Annotated in this window: 15 protein-coding genes; 4 read left to right on the plus strand and 11 right to left on the minus strand. The window is 72.8% G+C overall.

The features are described 5' to 3' along the window. Positions 1 to 405: 405 nt before the first annotated feature. The 7 genes from pheA to K2224_RS07055 form a co-directional block, all read right to left on the minus strand. On the minus strand, positions 406 to 1,332 hold the full coding sequence (gene pheA, locus K2224_RS07025) for a prephenate dehydratase (RefSeq protein WP_221905763.1): 927 nt from the start codon (positions 1,330 to 1,332) through the stop codon (positions 406 to 408). Positions 1,333 to 1,455: 123 nt separating this feature from the next. Continuing rightward, complete coding sequence (efeB, locus tag K2224_RS07030; RefSeq protein WP_221905764.1) at positions 1,456 to 2,751, minus strand: iron uptake transporter deferrochelatase/peroxidase subunit; 1,296 nt, start codon at positions 2,749 to 2,751, stop codon at positions 1,456 to 1,458. Further along, positions 2,751 to 4,811: a copper resistance CopC family protein gene (locus K2224_RS07035; protein WP_221909475.1), complete on the minus strand. Its 2,061-nt coding sequence runs from the start codon at positions 4,809 to 4,811 to the stop codon at positions 2,751 to 2,753. Before K2224_RS07035 ends, efeB begins: the two co-directional genes overlap by 1 nt. A gap of 99 nt (positions 4,812 to 4,910) precedes the next feature. Further along, entirely contained in the window at positions 4,911 to 5,408 is a 498-nt protein-coding gene (locus tag K2224_RS07040) for a copper chaperone PCu(A)C (protein WP_221905765.1), read from the minus strand. Further along, positions 5,405 to 6,055, minus strand: coding sequence for an SCO family protein (locus K2224_RS07045; RefSeq protein WP_221905766.1), 651 nt, complete (start codon positions 6,053 to 6,055; stop codon positions 5,405 to 5,407). Before K2224_RS07045 ends, K2224_RS07040 begins: the two co-directional genes overlap by 4 nt. Before the next feature lie 164 nt (positions 6,056 to 6,219). Then, entirely contained in the window at positions 6,220 to 7,005 is a 786-nt protein-coding gene (locus K2224_RS07050; RefSeq protein ID WP_260692362.1) for a YcnI family protein, read from the minus strand. A gap of 162 nt (positions 7,006 to 7,167) precedes the next feature. Beyond that, entirely contained in the window at positions 7,168 to 8,007 is an 840-nt protein-coding gene (locus tag K2224_RS07055; protein WP_260692363.1) for a hypothetical protein, read from the minus strand. Positions 8,008 to 8,276: 269 nt separating this feature from the next. On the opposite strand from K2224_RS07055, the gene K2224_RS07060 reads away from it, so the two are divergent. Beyond that, on the plus strand, positions 8,277 to 8,759 hold the full coding sequence (locus tag K2224_RS07060; RefSeq protein ID WP_221905769.1) for an ATP-binding protein: 483 nt from the start codon (positions 8,277 to 8,279) through the stop codon (positions 8,757 to 8,759). 69 nt (positions 8,760 to 8,828) lie between these two features. Here the strand turns inward: K2224_RS07060 and K2224_RS07065 are convergent, their stop codons facing one another. Together K2224_RS07065 and K2224_RS07070 are read right to left on the minus strand one after the other, a co-directional pair. Beyond that, complete coding sequence (locus tag K2224_RS07065) at positions 8,829 to 10,142, minus strand: hypothetical protein (RefSeq protein ID WP_221905770.1); 1,314 nt, start codon at positions 10,140 to 10,142, stop codon at positions 8,829 to 8,831. A 25-nt stretch (positions 10,143 to 10,167) separates the two neighbouring features. Beyond that, positions 10,168 to 11,301, minus strand: a complete 1,134-nt coding sequence (locus K2224_RS07070; protein WP_260692364.1) for an SPFH domain-containing protein — start codon at positions 11,299 to 11,301, stop codon at positions 10,168 to 10,170. 277 nt (positions 11,302 to 11,578) lie between these two features. Here K2224_RS07070 and K2224_RS07075 point away from each other — a divergent pair, with 277 nt between their 5' ends. The 3 genes from K2224_RS07075 to K2224_RS07085 all read left to right on the plus strand — a co-directional run bounded on the left by K2224_RS07075 (position 11,579) and on the right by K2224_RS07085 (position 14,917). Further along, entirely contained in the window at positions 11,579 to 13,243 is a 1,665-nt protein-coding gene (locus K2224_RS07075; RefSeq protein WP_221905772.1) for an FAD-binding dehydrogenase, read from the plus strand. Further along, entirely contained in the window at positions 13,240 to 14,037 is a 798-nt protein-coding gene (locus tag K2224_RS07080) for an SDR family oxidoreductase (protein ID WP_221905773.1), read from the plus strand. The genes K2224_RS07075 and K2224_RS07080 overlap by 4 nt, the downstream gene beginning before the upstream one ends. 238 nt (positions 14,038 to 14,275) lie before the next feature. Next, positions 14,276 to 14,917 carry a TetR/AcrR family transcriptional regulator gene (locus K2224_RS07085; RefSeq protein WP_221905774.1) on the plus strand — a complete coding sequence of 214 codons (642 nt, stop codon included), beginning with the start codon at positions 14,276 to 14,278 and terminating at the stop codon, positions 14,915 to 14,917. Between the two features lie 41 nt (positions 14,918 to 14,958). Here the strand turns inward: K2224_RS07085 and K2224_RS07090 are convergent, their stop codons facing one another. Together K2224_RS07090 and K2224_RS07095 are read right to left on the minus strand one after the other, a co-directional pair. Continuing rightward, positions 14,959 to 16,428, minus strand: a complete 1,470-nt coding sequence (locus tag K2224_RS07090; protein ID WP_221905775.1) for an aminopeptidase P family protein — start codon at positions 16,426 to 16,428, stop codon at positions 14,959 to 14,961. Between the two features lie 171 nt (positions 16,429 to 16,599). Beyond that, on the minus strand, positions 16,600 to 18,360 hold the full coding sequence (locus tag K2224_RS07095; RefSeq protein WP_399017902.1) for a PP2C family protein-serine/threonine phosphatase: 1,761 nt from the start codon (positions 18,358 to 18,360) through the stop codon (positions 16,600 to 16,602). Positions 18,361 to 18,822: the final 462 nt, after the last annotated feature.

The raw sequence follows: 18,822 nt of genomic DNA on the forward strand, positions 1-18,822 counted from the left end.
GCGGATTCTTATCCACAGGCTGTGTGTGAGATCTGTGGAAGCCGGAATTGATCATTCTGCGTCCGAAATGCTCACCTATGGATTCTCGGTCCAAACCATGTTCACGCACTCTTTCGTGTGGGATTACCTCGCCCTAAAGGATTGATCACGGGAATTGTGCTGACGACATCCGAGGTGATCCACTGTGCGGGACTGTGGACGGATGTGGGGTCACTAGAGGGATATGTCGACTCTGTCCGACTCTCATGTCGACTTACCCACAGGTCGAGAAGTGAGCCTGTGGATAACTTTGTGGACAACCGGAGAGGCGGCCGGACGGCACTCCGGACCGGCACCGCGGACCCGGCCGAAGGCGCAGGTCACCGCCTGTAGTCCACAGAAGAAGGGGTCGGCCGGCGGCGGGGCTCAGCCCCGGCCGTCCAGGCAGCGCGCCAGCCAGTCCGACGCCTCGGTGAACGCCGTGTCGGTCACCTGCGGCCGCACGTTCGCGGTCACCTCGTCCGCCCGCGGATACGAGCCGAGGAACCGCACCTCGCGGCAGACCCGCTTCAGGCCCATCAGGACCTCGCCCACCCGGCGATCGGTGACATGGCCCTCGCAGTCCACCGAGAAGCAGTAGCGGCCGATGCCCTCGCCCGTCGGCCGGGACTCGATCCGCATCATGTTGACCCCGCGGACCGCATACTCCTGGAGCAGCTCCAGCAGCGCGCCGGGGTGGTCGGCGGCCAGCCACAGCACCACCGAGGTCTTGTCCGCGCCGGTGGGCGCCGCGGGCCGGGCCGGGCGGCCGACCAGGACGAAGCGGGTGGCGGCGTTCTGTGCGTCGTGGATGTCGGTGACCAGCGACTCCAGGCCGTAGGTGGTGGCCGCGAACTCGCCGGCGAACGCGCCGTCGTAGCGGCCCTCCTGGACCAGCCGCGCCCCGTCGGCGTTGGAGGCCGCCGACTCCCAGACCGCGTCCGGGAGTTGGGCCGAGAGCCACTTGCGGACCTGGGGCTGGGCGACCGGGTGGCCGGTCACCGTCTTCACGTCGGCCAGCGCCGTCCCCGGGCGGACCAGGAGCGCGAAGGCGATCGGCAGCAGCACCTCGCGGTAGATCATCAGCGGTTCGCCGGAGGCCAGTTCGTCGAGGGTGGTGGTCACCCCGCCCTCGACGGAGTTCTCGATCGGCACCAGGGCCGCCGCGGCCTCCCCGGCTCGTACGGCGTCCAGGGCGGCGGGTACCGAGACCATCGGGACCAGCTCGCGGGTCGCCGCCTCGGGGAGGGTGCGCAGCGCGGCCTCCGTGAACGTGCCTGCGGGACCGAGATAGGTATAGCGACTGGCCGACATCCGTGGACTCCCTCACATGCCTGCGGGAGCGCCCCGCCGTCTTCCGCCTGCCCTTGTCACGATACCGAGCGGCCGGGTGGCGGGCGGACGCGTTCCGCGGAGTGGTCGCCCGCCACCCGGCCGTCAGCCCTCCAGCAGCGGCTGGGCCACGTAGTCGCCGGAAGACGGGGCCGGCGGCACCGCGTACAGGCCGCTGGCCTCGTGGCGCAGGAACGGTGAGAGCGCGTCGCCGCGGTCCAGCTTCCGCTGGATCTGGGTGAAGGCGCGCAGCGGGTCGGCCTGCCAGCAGACGAAGAGCAGCCCGGCGTCCGGGGCGCCGTCCTCGCGGAAGCCGTCGTGGAAGGAGAACGGGCGGCGCAGCATCGCCGCGCCCTGGTTGGCCTCCGGGGCGGCGATCCGGGCGTGCGCGTTGACGGGGATGACCGGGAGCCCGTCGGGGCCGGTGGCGTCCAGCTTCATCGGGGTGGTCTCGGTGCCGCCGGTCAACGGGGCGCCGTTGTCCTTGCGCCGGCCTATGACCCGCTCCTGCTCGGTCCGGGAGCGCTTCTCCCAGTCGTCCAGCAGCATCCGGATCCGGCGCACCACCGCGTAGGAGCCGCCGAGCATCCACTCCTGCTGTGTGTCCGCCCCGACGAAGATGCGGCGGTCGAAGTCCGACTCGGACGGCTTGGGGTTGTTGGTGCCGTCGACCTGGCCCATGAGGTTGCGGGCGGTCATCGGGTGCGCGGTGGCGCCCGGGGTGCGGTTGAAGCCGTTCATCTGCCAGCGCAGCCGGGCGGTGTCCGCCGCCTCCTTCTGGAGCGTGCGCAGCGCGTGGAAGGCGACCAGCGCGTCGTCGGCGCCGATCTGGATCCACAGGTCGCCGTCGGAGCGCTTCGGGTCCAGGGCGTCGGCGGAGAAGTCCGGCAGCGGGTCGAGCTGGATCGGGCGGCGGGCGGTCAGGCCGGTCCGGTCGAAGAAGCTGTGGCCCAGGCCGAAGGTGACGGTCAGCGAGGAGGGACCGGCGTCCAGCGCCACGCCGGTGTCGGCGTCCGGGGTGCGCCCGGCCATCAGCTCCTGGGCCGTCCGCGACCAGCGGCGCAGCAGCGCGGCGGCCTCCTTGCGGCCGGCGCCGGGCGCCAGGTCGAAGGCGATGAGGTGGCCGCTGGCCTGCAACGGCGTGGTGATGCCCGCCTGGTGCTTGGCGCCCGCCGTCCGGAACGCCACCTCGGTCGATCCGATCGTGCTCAGCGCCTCCGGGGCGTCGTCCTGCGCGGCCGAGGCGCCGAGGGCGCCGCCGGCGCCGCCGAGGACCAGCCCGGCGGCGCCGGCCGCGCCGACGGTCCCGAGGAGCCGGCGGCGGGAGAGTTCCAGGGTGGGGCCGTCCGCGGCGGGGTGCTCCTCCGGGGCCGCGGCCGTGGTGTCCAGCTGCTTGCTCATCAGTTGATTGTCACGTTCCTGGTCTCGGTCACCTGGTCGAAGTCTGAGGTCCGGACGAGCAGTGCGAGCTGCCACCGCCCGGGGACCGGGAGTTGGACGCCGCTCGCGGTCCAGTGGCCGGTCCCGCTGTGGCGCAGCGTGACCGGGAGCGGCCCCAGCTTCTTCGCGTCGAGCGTGAAGGCGACCTTCACCTCGGGGATGTCGCGGGCCCTGCCCGACGGGTCGGCGATCCGCAGCCGCAGCTCGTTGCCGCCGCCGCTGTGCCCCGGGTCGAGGTCGAGGCGGGCGGTGCCCCTGCCGCCCGGGCCGCCGGTGTCGAACGGGACGGTCAGTACCCGCGGCTGGTTGGCGTCGGTGGCCCGCCCGGCGGTGGTGGCCCTGACGGCCTCCTCGGTGCGGGCCGGTTCGGTGGTGGTCAGCGCGGTGGTCACCGCGAGCAGCACCACCGCGATGCCGGCCTCGGCCAGGACGGACCGCCGCAGCCCCAGCCGCACCGGGTCGGCGTCCCGGACCCGCTTCTTCCGGGCGGTGGCCAACGCGGCCTGCTGACGGGCCAGTTGGGCGGCGCGGGTGGGGTTGGTGGGAGTGGAGTCGGTTTCGGAGGCGGAGGTGGTGGCGAGGGCGGGCTCGGGGGTGTTGGGATCCGCCGGATCCCGGTCGGCGTCCTGTTCGGTGCTCTGTTCGGTGTCCTGCTCCGTGTCCCGGTCCGGTGCGTCTTCGTGCTCCGTCCGCGGTTCCGTCCCCTCCCGCTCCGTACGGGCCGCTGTTTCGTCGGTGGCCGTCAGCCGGCCCGTCCACCGGCGGGAGAGGCCCGCGACGGCCACCATGACCAGCACCAGGCCCACCTTGAGCAGCAGCAGCCACCCGTAGGTGGTGTCGGTCAGCGCGTGCCAGGAGCCGACCTGTCGCCAGGACTGGTACGTACCCGTCGCGACCAGGACCAGGACGGAGCCGAAGGCGATCCGGGAGAAGCGGCGGACGGCGGCCCGTTCGACCGCCGGGCCCGAGTAGAGGGACACCAGCAGCGCCGCGAGCCCGCCGAGCCAGGCGGCGACCGCGAGCAGGTGCAGGACGTCGACGGGCATGGCGACGGCCGGCTGCAACCCGGTCGAGGCGTGCTCGGCGATCGCCCAGGTGGTGGCGAGCCCGGCGGCGACCACCACCCCGCCGGCGGCCAGTGCGAGCGTGAGGCTCCGGCGCCGCTTGACGGCCTCGGCGTTTCCGGGGCCCGCGTCCGCCGGTGCCGGGGCGTCCGCGGCGACCGCGGCGTGCGCCCGGGCGTACGCCCCGAAGAGCACCGCCACGAACAGCGCCGCCGCGGCGAGCAGCAGCAGCCGGCAGAGCAGCGCCGCCCCCGGCTTGGTCGACAGCACCTGCTGGAGCCCGCCGAGGTCGAGGACGTCGGCGAGCTTCCCGGAGCCGGTGTACGGGGTGCGCAGCAGCAGCATCGCCAGTGTGGCGCCGGTCAGCAGCGCCCAGCCGCGGACCACCAGCCGTTGCACGGACCGCACCCCGGCGGCGGCCGGCCGGCACGCCAGCACGAACGCCGCGCCGCCCGCCAGCAGCACGAAGCCGGCGTAGGCGAGGTAGCGGGCGATCTCGTAGAGCGCGCCCACCAGGCCGCCGCCGGCCTGCTGTTGGGGGACGGCGGCGGTCGTCGTGGACGGCGACCCGATGGAGAAGGTGAAGGCACCGGACACCGGGTGGCTGTCCGCCGAGATCGCCTGCCAGGCGACGGTGTACGTCCCGTCGGCGAGCCCCGGCGGGAGCCCCGCCGCGTACTTGACGACGGTGCCGCTGCACAGGTCGCGCAGCTTGCCGCGGTCCACCCGCTTGCCGTGCGGGTCCAGGACGCGCAGTGAGTCGTCACCCATGGCCACGCCCTCGGAGAAGGTGAGCGCGACCTGTTCGGGCGCGTGCGCCACGACCGAGCCCGACGCGGGATCGCTGCCGGTCAGCGCGGCGTGCGCGCTGGCCGGGGCGATGCCCGCGGTCAGCGCGCCGAACAGCACGGCCAGGACGACCAGCAGCCGTCGCGGCCGGAAGCCGGTGAGGGCCATGGTGTGCGCTCCCCTTCCCGTTGGCATGAGGTGTCCGTTTCCTCCACCGGGCCCGTCGGGGCCCGTCATGTCATGGCGTCCGCGGTGCCGCGGCGGCCGTCACTTTCCCGGCCGGTAGTCGGCCGGCTTCACCGGGATGTCGACCTTCACCGGGTCGGCGGTGGCGAAGTGCAGTTCGACGGTGACCTTCTGGCCCGCGGTGGGCTTGTGGGTCAGGCCCATGAACATCAGGTGGTTGCCGCCGGCGCTGAGCTTGAGTTCGCCGTTGGCGGGCACCGGCAGGGAGTCGACCTGCTCCATCTTGTTGCCGGTGGTCTTGTGGATGGAGATGTCCTTGGACAGCTCGCTGGTGACCGAGGTCAGCTTGTCGGCGGTGCCGCCGCTGTTCTTGACCACGAAGTAGGCGCCGGCCATGCCGTCGGTGATCGGCTGCGGCATGTAGGCGTCGCTCACGGAGAGCTGGGGCTTGCCGTCCCCGCCGCCGCAGCCCGCCAGGGTGAGGCCGGCGGCGACGGCGAGCGCGGAGCCGACGGCTATTCGGCGGCTGACGGGGGTGAGCGTGGTGAGCGGGGTGCGGGGGGTGGTGCGGCGGGTCACGGGTTCTGTCCCTTGGTGATCTTCGGAAGTGCGGTGGTGTAGTTGTCTGCGGTGGCCTCCTGCAGCCCCATCCAATGGATCTTGTCGTCCTTGGGGGAGCTGAGCAGGACCTGGGCGCCGTGGGTGGAGACCACGTCGCCGTTCTTCTTCTTGACCGGCGCCTCGATGCCGATGTTGACGCTGCGGGCGGCCTGCTGGATCTTCTTGAACGGGCCGGTGAGCCCGATGAAGTCCTTGTTGATGCCGCCGAGCCACTTCTTGAGCTGGGCCGGGGTGTCGCGCTCGGGGTCGGAGGTCACGAAGACCACCCGCAGATCGCTGCGTTCGGCCGCCGGCAGCTGCTTCACCGCCACCGCGATGTTGGCCATCGTGGTGGGGCAGACGTCCGGGCAGTTGGTGTAGCCGAAGTAGATCAGGGTCGGGTGGCCCTTGGTCTTCTCCAGCAGGTCGTAGGACTTGCCGTCGGTGTCGGTCAGCGTGAGGTCCGGCTTCTCCATCGGGCTGTCGAGGGTGACGATCGGCTTGGCCGCCGTCCCGCCGGAGACCACGGCGGCGGGCTGGTCGCCGCCACTGTCGCAGGCGGTCAGGGTGAGGCCGAGCGCGGCTGCCGCCCCCAGGGCGGATACCAGCAGTTTCCTTCTGTGCATGGGTGTGTCCCGGTCTTTCCGTGGCGCGGGGCCGATGGGTGTACGGGGTTCGGGGTGTTCGTCGGGGCGCCCGTGGCGGGCGCCGGTCGGGAGGGTCGTACCGGGGCGTGCCTGGCCGGCGCGTGGGGTGCGCCGGTCCGACCGCGTCCGGTGGCGGGGCGAGGTCAGGTGTTGCGGCGCCGGCCGGCCAGCACGCCGAAGGCGACGCCGGCGATGCCGACGACGATCCCGACGACGCCCAGCACCCGCGCGGTGGTGTCGCTGGTGGCCGGCGCGGCGGCCGCGGTGTCGCCCCGGGCGCCGTTCTTGCCGTCGGACGCGTCGCCGGTGCCCTGGGCGCCGGCCGCGGTCAGCTTGAGCACCGGCGCCGGGTTCTCCGGCTCCGGGCCGCCGGGCTTGGCCGGCTCGATCCAGCGCACGACCTGGTCGTCGGAGTACGTCTGGAGGGCCTTGAAGACCAGCTGGTCGGTGTCGCTGGGGAGCTGGCCGACGGAGAGCGGGAACTGCTGGAACTGGCCGGGCGCTATGCCCTTGTCCTCCGCGGTCCAGGTGATCTTCGAGGGGGCCTCGTTGATCTTCTCGCCCTCCATCTCCAGGGGCTTGGCGAGCTTGGACTTGGTGATGTCCACCTTCCAGCCGGGCACCGGCTGCGGCATGACGGAGGCCAGCGGGTGGTCGGTCGGCAGGGAGACCTCGACCTTCACCGTCGAGGCGTTGTCGCGCTCGTTGGGCACCTTGATGTCGACGGTGGCGAAGCCGCCCTTGGGCGCGGTGCCCGGCTGCACGGTGACGTGCGCGAAGGCCGGGCCGGCCAGCAGCAGCACGCTGCCGGCCGCGATCCCGCCGACGACGGGGAGCCGGCGGACCAGCCGCCGCGCGGACGAGGAGGACGCCGAAGGCGCCGAGGACGCGGACGAAGGTGACGGTGCACCGACCGAAATCTCTGACATACCGGACTTCTTGGTCATGGTGAAACGCTCCACTGGGAGACGGAAGGAGGGGGAATGGCTGCGGGGTGGGGTGGCGGTGTGGCCCTGGCCGGGCCCGCGCACGCTGCCGCCGCGCGCCGCCGTCCGTCCCCGTTCTGCTCCGGGAGCGTGCTGCGCGTGGTGTCAGACCGCGGTGGCCAGGAGGCCGAGCCGGCCGGCGACCGGCGGGCCGCGCCGTACGACGCTGTGGTGGAGCGCCGGATCCTGCGGGCCCGGCCTGTCCGCATGTGCCGCGGGGGCGCGCCGCGCCTTCTCCTGTGCCGCGCCGAGCGCCGTGAGCAGTACCCGCACCAGCGCGAGCGACCGGCGCACCGCGCCGACCAGCGCCCGTGCCGTGAGCTCGCGCGCCGCCGGGGCGGACAGCCGCACCAGCCGCCACAGGGCCGCCTCGCCGCGCCGCAGCAGCCACCCGAGGCCGACCGCGGCGAGCAGGTGCCCGAGCAACATGGGCAGCGACGGCGCCAGGCAGTGCGCCATCATCGGGGCGTCGGCACCGCTCATGGGGTGCCCGCCGGCGCCGACCAGCCCGGCGTTCCCGGCCAGGTCCGTGCCGCCGGGGCCGAGCAACTGCCGCGCGGTGCCGCCGTCGAGCCGGACGCCGTCCAGCCCGCACGTCAGGTGCCGGGCCAGCGCGACCGCCGCCTGGTCCGAGAGGCCGGAAGCCTGCGCGGACAGCACCGGCATCGGGTGCTGGCCCATCGCGAACAGCGTGTGCAGCGCCAGTTGGCCGACCGCCAGACCGGCCGCAATACCGGGCAGCGAGCGCTCCCGGCCGGCCAGCGGGACCGCCACCGCGAACACCGCGACCGCGGCCAGCGCCAGCGTCCACAGCGGGATCGCGGCCCACGACGCGACCATGTGCCCGGCCGCGGACAGCATGACGCAGGCCGCGGTGAACACCGCGGCCCGGAGCAGCCGCAGATCGGCGGCCGCCCGCGCTGTGGGGACGGAGGGGGCAGTCATGGCGGCCGCCATCATCCCACTGCCCCCCTTCGCCGCGTACGGCAGGGTTTCACCGGCTACGGTGCGGCCTGGTCACGGGGGCGCCCACCAGGGGCGTCCGGAGTCCCGGGGCGGGCGCGCGGAGGCGTGCGGCCGGCACCTCGCCTACACCTGTGCGCTCACTTTCCGCATCCGCCGAATGAGCGGCATCACGTCCCGAGGATGCTTACCGACCTTGCGCCCCGGCAATACGTATCGGTATGTCGAGCCGTGGCCAGGAGGCAGGAGCGATGAGCATCTGGTGGACCCTCCATCTGCGGCGTGAGCCCGCGAGTGTGCCGCTCGCCCGGCGGTTGCTGCTGGGCGCGATGGAGACCGCCGGCGTCGACCCGGACATTTGTTACGACCTCTCGGTGGCCCTCTCCGAGGCGTGTGCCAACGCCGTCGAGCACGGTGGCGACGCCAGCGACGACTACCGCGTCACCGCCTATATCGACGGCGACACCTGCCGTATCGAGGTCACCGACTCCGGACCCGGTTTCCACGGCGCCGCCCCTCCCCATACCACCGCGGACCGCGCACTGCCGCAGGTCACCGTCCCAGCCCCCGCGCAGGCCCCCGGTTACGCCGAGGACGGCCGGGGGCTCTTTCTGATCGAGGCACTCACCGACCACGTCCAGTACCGCAACCGCACGGGCCGGCGGGGCGCGGTGGTCAGCTTCGACAAGATCCTCAAGTGGCGAGAGGGCGCACCGCTGTTGATGGCGTCCTGAGGGACCGGGGCGAGGGCGCCCGGGGCGACGGACCCGGTGTGGCACCGGGCCCGTCGCCGGGCCGGTCCGTCAGTGGTGGTGGCGGCCGAAGACGACCGCGAGGGTCACCACCACCGCCAGCAGGAGCACGGCGAAGGCGATCTTCACGGGGCTGTAGGGACGGTCGCCGGTCACCTCGCCGGTCTCGGCGTTGACCATCACCTGCCACTGCTTGCCGTTGTAGACGTAGGACGCGAACCACACCGGGAGCAGCAGGAGCTTGTACGTCACCGACGCGTAGGAGGTGTCGACCGAGTGCACCCGCTGGCGGTCGCCGCCGATGTCCTTCCGGACGTCCTTGTCGATGACCTTGGCCATCTTCTGCCGGGCGTTCTCGAACCCGGACTCCGGCTCCACGTCGTAGCGCAGCGTCCGGAAGCCCGCCAGATACGCCTCCTGGTAGGCCACCGCCTGCTTCAGCGGCCAGGGCTCCAGGGCCTCCAGCCGTTCCGGTGAGACGTGTCCGACGCCGGGGACGAGGACGTCGTCGAAGAACCGGTTGACCGTGCCGCCGACCCGGTACCAGCGGACCTTGGTCTCCTTGTCGTCGCCGCTCCCGACGGTGTACTCCTCGCCGCGTTCGCCGTGGTAGGAGGACGTGGTCGCGGCGTCGTACGTCCAGTGCGGTACGTACGTCCCGTGCAGGGTCTCCGCCGTGTTGACCTTCTTGAGGCTGTTCGGCGCGAACCAGCGGGACTTGGCCCATTTGCCCAGACTGTCGTGCACGGCGCGCTTGTCGACGCGGAAGGGCACCAGGCCCTCGGGCACGATCCGGTCGGCGGCGGCCGAGGCGACCATGGGCGTGGCGCAGAACTGACAGCGGCCGGAGAGCGCGCTGGTCTCGTTGGTCGCGCCGCAGCCGGGGCACTTGAGCACCTGGCCGCCGGCCGCCATCTGCTTGGGCGCCAGGGAAGCCAGCTCTTCCCAGGCGTGCTCCTGCACCTCGCGGTTGACGGGCGCGATGGGCTGCTCGAAGCGGCAGTTCGGGCAGCGCAGGGAGTTCGTCCCCGGGGCGTACTCGGCGGTGGAACCGCAGCTCGGGCACGCGTATGTCTGCGGCTGCTCGGGCTGCGGAGCCTGGCCGGGCTGCTGCTGGTACGGCGGCGGGGGCGGCTGTGGAGAGTACTGCTGCGGTGGCTGTTGCTGCTGCGGTGCCTGCTGCGGGTACTGCTGAGGCGGGTACGGCTGCTGGGGTGCTTGCTGCGGATAGGGCTGCTGCGGCGGCTGCTGCTGGTACGGCGGCTGTTGCTGCGGGTACGGCTGCTGCGGGTAGGGCTGCTGCTGCGGGTACGGCTGCTGTGGTGGCTGGTAGGGCTGCTGCGGCTGATACGGCTGGTAGCTCACGGGGACACGGCCTCCTGGCGGTGGGTCAGACCTGCGGCGGCAGCGGCGGCGGGGTGGCGCGGAAGTACGAGGCGAGCTCGGGCACGTTCTCCACCGGCTGCCACCCCGCCATTCCCTCGCGCCAGACGAGCATGCCGGGCCGGACCGCGCCCGACCCGATGTGCCCGGTGAACGTGGCGTGGTCGTAGGGGCCCTGCTGCTGCCCGTTCACGGCCACGTGCCACTGGTACTGCTGCTGGCCGGGCAGCGGCGGCGGAGCGGCCGCGCCACCGGGCGCCGGAGCGGCGGGCTGCTGCGGCTGCTGGCCCTGCTGGGGCGCGAACGCCTGCGCCATCTGCTGGCCGGCGGCCATGCCCAGCCCCAGGCCGATGCCCTCGCCGGCGCCGCCCGGGTTGTTCGCCGCGTCCCGGATCGCGTCCGCGGCCTGGAGGCGCGCGTAGTTGTCGACGTTCCCGAGGATGCCCATGCGGCTGCGGGCGTCGATGGCCTGCTCGACCTCGGGCGGCAGCGAGATGTTCTCGATGATGAACTTCGGGATGGACAGGCCGTGCGACGGCGCCAGCTCGTCGGTCAGCGCCTTGGCCAGCCGGTCGCCCAGCTCGGCCTGGCGCGCGGAGAGGTCGAGCATCGGGATGCCCGCGCCGGCCAGCAGCGTGCCGAGCCGTCCCACGATCAGCTGCCGCAGGTACTCCTCGACCTCTTCGGTGCGGAACTGCGGGTCGGTGCCGGCGAGTTCGGTGATCAGCCGGGCCGGGTCGGTCACCCGCGTCGCGTAGCCGCCGAAGGCCCGCAGCCGCACCATGCCGAATTCCGGGTCCCGCACCGTCACCGGGTTCTGGGTGCCCCACTTCAGGTCCGTGAACTGCCGGGTGGTGACGAAGTAGACCTCCGCCTTGAACGGCGAGTGGAAGCCGTACTTCCAGCCCTGGAGCGTCGCCAGGATCGGCAGGTTGCCCGTCTGCAGCTCGTACATGCCCGGCGCGAAGACGTCCGCGATCCGGCCCTGGTTGACGAAGACGGCGGCCTGCGACTCGCGCACGATGAGCTTGGCGCCCATCTTGATCTCGTTCTCGTAGCGCGGGAAGCGCCAGACGATCGTGTCCCGGCTGTCGTCGGTCCACTCGATGATGTCGATGAATTCGCCGCGTACGCGGTCCATGAAGCCCACGCCAGGTCCCCCCAGTTCGCTCCGGCCGCCCGGCCGGGCCGCTGCCGGCGGTGACGGGCACGGAATCCGTTCCGCTCAGATGTCCACGTCATAGTAGAAGCCGTACCTGGGGACCGGCTGTGGTGGTGCGGATGTCGTGCGCACCCGCGGTCCTTGTTGTGGCCCCGGCCCATCGGATACGTTCCTGTATCGGTTGTTACGGACATGGACGCGACAAGGCTGTCGGCCGGGGCGTGTGCGGCCGCCACGGAACCGTGGAGGAGCTCCCATGAGCAGCGAGGACGCCGACGTCATCGTCGTAGGCGCGGGGCTGGCCGGTCTGGTCGCCACCTACGAACTCACCCGGGCCGGGCGCCGGGTGCTCGTCGTCGACCAGGAGAGCGGAGCCAACCTCGGCGGCCAGGCCTTCTGGTCGCTGGGCGGGCTGTTCCTGGTGGACAGCCCCGAGCAGCGGCGGGCCGGCATCAAGGACTCGCCGGAACTCGCGCTGTCGGACTGGCTGGATTCGGCGGCCTTCGACCGGGACCGCGAGGACCACTGGCCCCGGCAGTGGGCGCAGGCGTACGTCGACTTCGCGGCCGGCGAGAAGCGCCGCTATCTGCACGACCTCGGGCTGCGGCTGACCCCCACCGTCGGCTGGGCCGAGCGCGGCGCGGGCCTGGCGACCGGGCACGGCAACTCCGTCCCCCGCTTCCACCTCGCCTGGGGCACCGGCCCCGAGGTCGTCCGGGTCTTCGCCGAGCCGGTGCGGGCCGCGGCCGAGCGCGGGCTGGTGGTCTTCCGGCACCGGCACCGGGTCGACGAGCTGATCGTGGAGGACGGGGCCGCGGTCGGGGTGCGCGGCACCACGCTGGTGCCGTCGGACCGGCCGCGCGGGGTGGCGTCCGAGCGCACGGCGGAGGGCGAGTTCGCGTTCCGGGCGCAGGCGGTGGTGGTGACCTCCGGTGGTATCGGGGGCAACCACGAACTGGTCCGCAAGAACTGGCCGGTGGACCGGATCGGCCCGGCCCCCAAGTCGATGATCACCGGGGTGCCCGCCTACGTGGACGGGCGGATGCTGGAGATCGCCGAACGGGCCGGCGGCTCCCTGGTCAACCGCGACCGGATGTGGCACTACACCGAGGGCATCAAGAACTGGGACCCGGTCTGGCCCGACCACGCCATCCGGATCATCCCCGGTCCGTCGTCGCTGTGGCTGGACGCCACCGGCCGACGGCTGCCCGCGCCGCTCTTCCCCGGCCACGACACCCTCGGCACCCTGCGCCACATCGTCCGCACCGGCCACGACCACACCTGGTTCATCCTGACCCGCTCCATCGTGGAGAAGGAGTTCGCGCTCTCCGGCTCCGAGCAGAACCCGGACATCACGGGCAAGGACCTCAAACTCGCGCTGGCGCGGGTGAAGAAGGGGGCGCCCGGACCGGTCCAGGCGTTCCTGGACCGCGGCGAGGACTTCGTCGTCCGCCGCACCCTGCGCGAGCTGGTCGCCGGGATGAACGCCCTGGAGCCGTCCACCCCCCTTGACCACGCGGTGGTCGAGCGGGAAGTGGTGGCCCGCGACCGCGCGGTGGCACACCCCTACTCCAAGGACCTCCAGCTGATGGCGGTGCGCAACGCGCGGGGGTACTGGCCGGACCGGCTGACCCGGGTCGCGAAGCCGCACCGGCTGCTCGACCCGGCGCACGGCCCGCTGATCGCGGTCCGGCTGCACCTGCTGACCCGTAAGACGCTGGGCGGACTGGAGACCACCCTGGACTCGCAGGTGGTCCGGCCGGACGGCACGCTCTTCGACGGGCTCTACGCGGCCGGCGAGGTCGCCGGATTCGGTGGCGGCGGGGTGCACGGCTACAACGCGCTGGAGGGCACCTTCCTGGGCGGCTGCGTCTTCTCCGGCCGCGCGGCCGGACGGGCGCTGGCCCGGAGCCTGGCGTGAGCGGCCGCACCGCGCTGGTGACCGGGGCCTCCTCCGGTATCGGTGCCGCGGTGTCCGCGGCGCTGCTCGCCCGCGGATACCGCGTCCTGGGCACCAGCCGCCACCCCTCGGCGATCGCCGCGCCGCTGCCCGGCGTCGAGTACCTCCCGCTGGACCTGGCGGACGACGCGGCCGTCGAGGACTGCGCCGCCGCGGCGGGCCCCGTCGACGTGCTGGTCAACAACGCCGGGGAGAGCCAGAGCGGCCCCTTCGAAGAGCTCCCGATGGCCGCGGTCCGCCGCCTGTTCCAGCTGAACGTCTTCGGCGCCGTCCGGCTCACCCAGCTCCTGCTGCCCGGCATGCGGGAGCGCGGCCACGGCCGGGTGGTGATGATCGGCTCCATGCTGGCCAGCTTCCCGCTCGCCCACCGCTCGTCCTACGTGGCCTCCAAGGCCGCGCTCAAGGGATTCGCGGACGCCGCCCGACGCGAAGTCGCGCCCTACGGCGTGGCGTTCACCACCGTCGAACCGGGCTCCATCGCCACCGGCATCAGCGCCCGGCGCACCCACTACCTGGCCGACGGCTCGCCGTACGCGGACGAGTACCGGACGATGCTGGCCGCCCTGAACGCCAACGAAGCGCACGGCATCCCGCCGGAGAAGGTCGCCGCCACCGTCCTGAAGGCGATCGAGGCGCCCCGCCCCCGCGCGCACTACGCGGTCGGTAGCAACGCCCCCGCGGTCTTCCTGCTGCGCCGGCTGCTGCCCGGCGCGGCGGTGGAGCGGATGGTGGCGCGCAGACACGGGCTGCGCTGAGCCGGCGCCGGAAGCCCGGCGGGCAGGGAAGGGGTGGTGATCCGCCCCGAAGAACGTGGGCTGCGCGGTCTCGCAGGAGGAGGACCTCCCCCGCGGCGTCCCCTTTCCGGCGAGACCAGCGCGGCACCACGACTAACGCGAAGTTGCTCGCGTTAATCTGCTCCTGGACAATACTTGGCCAGAACCCGCACTGCAATCCGCGCTGCCATCCGTAAACGACCCCCGTAACGGAGCTGCCGTGACGACCGCGCATCAGGCCCCGGGCGAGACCCGACCCGGGGGACGTACGGCGCGCACCCGCCGCGCCGTACTGACCGCCGTCTCCGAGGAACTGGACGACGGCGGCTTCGCCGCACTGACCATGGAACGGGTGGCCCAGCGCTCCGGGGTGCACCTCGCGACGCTCTACCGCCGCTGGCGCAGCGTCGACAAGCTCGTCTGCGAGCTGCTGACGGAGATGAGCAACGACATACCGCTGCCGGACACCGGCAGCCTGCCCGGCGATCTGCGGGCACTGGCGGACGCGATAGAGCGCTTCTACGGCTCCGCCGGGCCCCGCCGCGTGCTGGAGGCGGTGGTCGCCGCCGCGGCCCGCGACCCCCAGGCGGCCAGTGCGCTGCGGACCTTCTTCGACGAGCGGCTGACGCTGGCCGGGGCGATGGTGCGGCGCGCCGTCGCGCGCGGCGAGCTGCCCCCGGACACCGACCCGAAGGCCGTGGTGGCGGCCCTCGGCGCGCCCTTCTACTACCGCATCCTGATCGAACGCCGCCCCGTGGAGCCGGGCCTCGGCGCGTCCGCCGCCACCGCCGTGTGGGCCGCGGCCCGCGCCGGCGCGTACGCCCTCGGGGAACACGACGGCGCGCCGGGGCGGGAGGACTGAGCCACCCGCCCCGGCGCGCCGGGGTCACGTGCGCGCGGCGCCTACTTGCCGAGCAGCTCCGCCATCCACGCCTCGACCTCGTCGGAGCGGCGCGGCAGGGCGGCCGACAGATTGCGGTTGCCGCTCTCCGTCACCAGGATGTCGTCCTCGATCCGGACGCCGATGCCGCGGTACTCCTCGGGCACCGTCAGGTCGTCCGCCTGGAAGTACAGGCCGGGCTCGACGGTCAGCACCATGCCGGGCTCCAGGGTGCCGTTGACGTAGCTCTCGGTGCGGGCGGCGGCGCAGTCGTGGACGTCCAGGCCGAGCATGTGACCCGTGCCGTGCAGGGTCCAGCGACGCTGCAGGCCCAGCTCCAGGACACGCTCCACCGGGCCCTCGACCAGGCCCCACTCCACCAGCTTCGCGGCGAGCACCCGCTGGGCCGCGTCGTGGAAGTCACGGAACGAGGCGCCCGGCTTCACCGCCGCGATGCCGGCCTCCTGGGCCTCGTGGACCGCGTCGTAGATCTTGCGCTGGAGGTCGGTGTAGCGGCCGTTGATCGGCAGGGTGCGGGTGACGTCCGCGGTGTAGAGGGTGGTGGTCTCCACGCCCGCGTCCAGCAGCAGCAGCTCGCCGGAGCGGACCGCGCCGTCGTTGCGGACCCAGTGCAGGGTGGTGGCGTGCGGGCCGGCGGCGCAGATCGAGCCGTAGCCGACGTCGTTGCCCTCGACGCGGGCGCGCAGGAAGAAGGTGCCCTCGATGTAGCGCTCGCTGGTCGCCTCGGCCTTGTCCAGCACCTTGACCACGTCGGCGAAGCCGCGCACCGTCGAGTCGACGGCCTTCTGCAACTCGCCGATCTCGAACTCGTCCTTCACCAGCCGGGCCTCGGAGAGGTACACCCGCAGCTCTTCGTCCCGCTCCGCGGTGACCTTGTCGTGCAGCGCCTCCTCGATGGCGGCGTCGTGCCCGCGGACGACCCGGACCGGGCCGGTGGCCTCCTTGAGCAGGCCGGCCAGCTCGCGGACGTCCTTGCAGGCGAGCCCGAGCAGCGCCGCGGACTCCTCCAGGCTGTTCCGGCGGCCGACCCACAGCTCGCCCATGCCGTTCAGCCAGAACTCGCCGTTCTCGCGGTCGGAGCGGGGGAGGCGGTAGAGCGTCTCCTCGTGGCCCTCGGCCCCGTCGGCGCGGGGCTCCAGCACGAGCACGCTGCCGTCGGTCTGGTCGCCGGTGAGGTGGACGTACTCGGTCGCGGCCCGGAAGGGGTACTCGGTGTCGTTGGAGCGGGTCTTCAGCACGCCCGCGGGGATCACCAGACGCTCGCCGGGGAAGCGCGCGGAGAGCGCGGCGCGGCGGCGGGCGGCGTACGGGGCCTGCTCGGTCGGCTCCAGGCCGCGCAGCTCGGTGTCGGCCCAGCCGCTCTTCATGTTCTCGGCGAGCTCGTCCGAAACGCCCGGGTACAGGCCGTTCTTGCGCTGCTTGATCGGCTGCTCTTCCTCTTCCGGGGTCTCCGGAGTGAGCTCGTCGGTCACCGTGCCTCCTTTTAAGGCTTTTCAGACTGAACCGCATTCCATCGTAAGTGCGAGCGGAAAACGGTCCAGGGACCGGCGGCCCCGACCTGTGCGGCACCACCTGCCACAGGGGGCGGACGCCCCGCGCCCACCCCCTGCGACCTGCGGTGATGCCCGCCCGCAGCGGCAGCCCTACTCCTCGAAGTGCGCGGCGAGCAGGACCACGTCCTCCTCCGAGGCGGGGTCGTCCAGGCCCTGCGGCAGCATGGCCCGCACGATGTGGTCCGCCACCGCCTCCGGGTCGCTCCGGCCGGCCCGGGGGACGCCGGCGGCCGCGGAGTGCAGACGGGCGAAGGCCCGGTCCATCGGTTCACCGGTGCGGTGCAGCAGCCCGTCGCTGTAGAGGAGCACGGTCTCGCCCCGGGCCGGCTGGATCTCCACACTGGGCGCCTCCCAGCAGGCCAGCATGCCCAGCGGCGCGGAGAGCGAGGTCTCCACGAACTCCGCCCGCAGATCACCGAGGATCAGCGGCGGGCAGTGGCCGGCCCCGGCCAGCACCATCTTGCGCGGCGCCGGGCCGCCCATCCCGGCCGGCACCGGCGACGCGGGCGCCCCGGCCGCGCCCGGCGACGGCTCGGTGAAGGCGAACAGCGCGGTGGCGCTGCGGGCCGGCTCGGTCAGCCGCATCAGCAGTTCGAGGTCGGAGAGGACCGCGACCGGGTCCTCGCCCTCCATGACGGCATACGCGCGCAGCGAGGCCCGCAGCCGTCCCATGGCGGCCACCGCGCTCGGCCCGGACCCGGTGACCGACCCGACCGCCAGGCCCAGCGCGCCGTCCGGCAGCGGCAGCGCGTCGTACCAGTCGCCGCCGCCGCGCGGCCCGGTGGCGTGTCGCACGGCGAGCCGGACGCCGGGGATCCGCGGCAGCCTGCGGGGCAGGAGTTCGTTGCGGAGGGTCCGGGCGTCGTGCCGGCTGCGGTGGAGTTCGAGGAGCCGGGCGAGGTGCTCGGCGGCGTGGGCGCGGTAGAGGCCGACGAGGTGGCGCCGGCGGTCGCCGGGCTCGGCGGGTTCGTCGTAGAGCCAGACCGCGGCGCCGAGCCGGCCGACCGGGCCGGCGGTGAGCGGTACGGCGTAACTGGCGGCGTAGCCGAGGCGGGCGGCGACCTCGCGCAGGCGGGGGTCGAGGTCCTTCTCCCCGGGGATGTCCGGCTCGGCGATCTCGGTACGGGCCTCGGCGTCGTCGCCCGCGCCGGGCTCCGGCAGGCCGTCCAGTATCCGCGCGTACGACAGCGCGCGGCGCGGCACGGTCTCGATGTGGCCGATCTCGGCGCGGCCCAGGCCCAGGCCGACGGTGGTCTCCGGGCCGAGTCCGTCCTGCGGTGTCAGGACGACCAGTCCGCGGCGGGCGCCGACGAGGAAGGCGCCGGCCCGCAGGAGTTCGTGGAGGGCGTCCTCCAAGGTGCGGGTGCGGGCGAGCTGTTCGGTGAGATCGTGCAGGGTGCTGAGATCGGAGATCCAGCCGGCCAGCCGGTCCTGGACGGCGGCGATCCGGTCCACGGGGGAGAGGTCGGCGGTGTCCGGGGCGGTGGGGGCCGAGCCGTCCTCGGGAGCGTCGGCGGCGCCGGACGGGGCGTCAGTGGAGGTGCCGGAGGCGGGGTCACCGGATGCGGGCGCCCCATGAGGGTCGGTAGTGTGCGTGGGAGAGGGAAGAGCTGGTTCGATTCCAGCCACTTTCGGTACGTGAGGGGCGGTCATGGCCGACGACCCACGTCGCGCCCGGCAAATCCCCAGGTCAGGCCGCGATGTGGCAGGGAGTGCGGCTTTTTGTTGAGTGATGTTGTGCGGTATGGCTGTCCGCTCAATTTCCTCAATAGCATCGCAAACCCCCATGTCATGCTGCTCCGCTATCAATGCCTCCACATGTACACGCACCAGTGATGTGATGTCCAGCACTGTCCCTTTGGGGTTTGTGGTGTCAACGAGGTCTGTAGATTGGCCTGAAAAGAGCCCCCCGGGCGTCAATTTGAGGTCTCCTTGCGGCGATCAGTAGCGCGTCATATCCACTGTGGCGGGTACGTACTCGGATAGGTGCGGGGGCAGTTGGGGCCGCACCGGAACTCTCCGGCCGGCACCGGCGTCCTATACGGCGACCACCGCGACGCACTCCCCAGTGGCGGGATGGCACCACCGGAAGCGCAAGCGCCATGCGCGCGCCACCCTCCGCCACGTTCCACGCCCGGTGTACGGCGTGATGCGCTGCCTCGTACATGCGGTGACCAGAGCGCCGTGTGTGGTGATCGAGCGCGAACGGCCTCCGGGTCGCACGATCCGGGCCGGCCGGCCACAACCGCACGACCGGGCAGCAGCACCACCCCGTACCGGCCCGGAGCACCACCACCGCAGGTGCGAACGACA

The sequence above is a fragment of the Streptomyces sp. BHT-5-2 genome, from assembly GCF_019774615.1.
Taxonomy (GTDB): domain Bacteria; phylum Actinomycetota; class Actinomycetes; order Streptomycetales; family Streptomycetaceae; genus Streptomyces.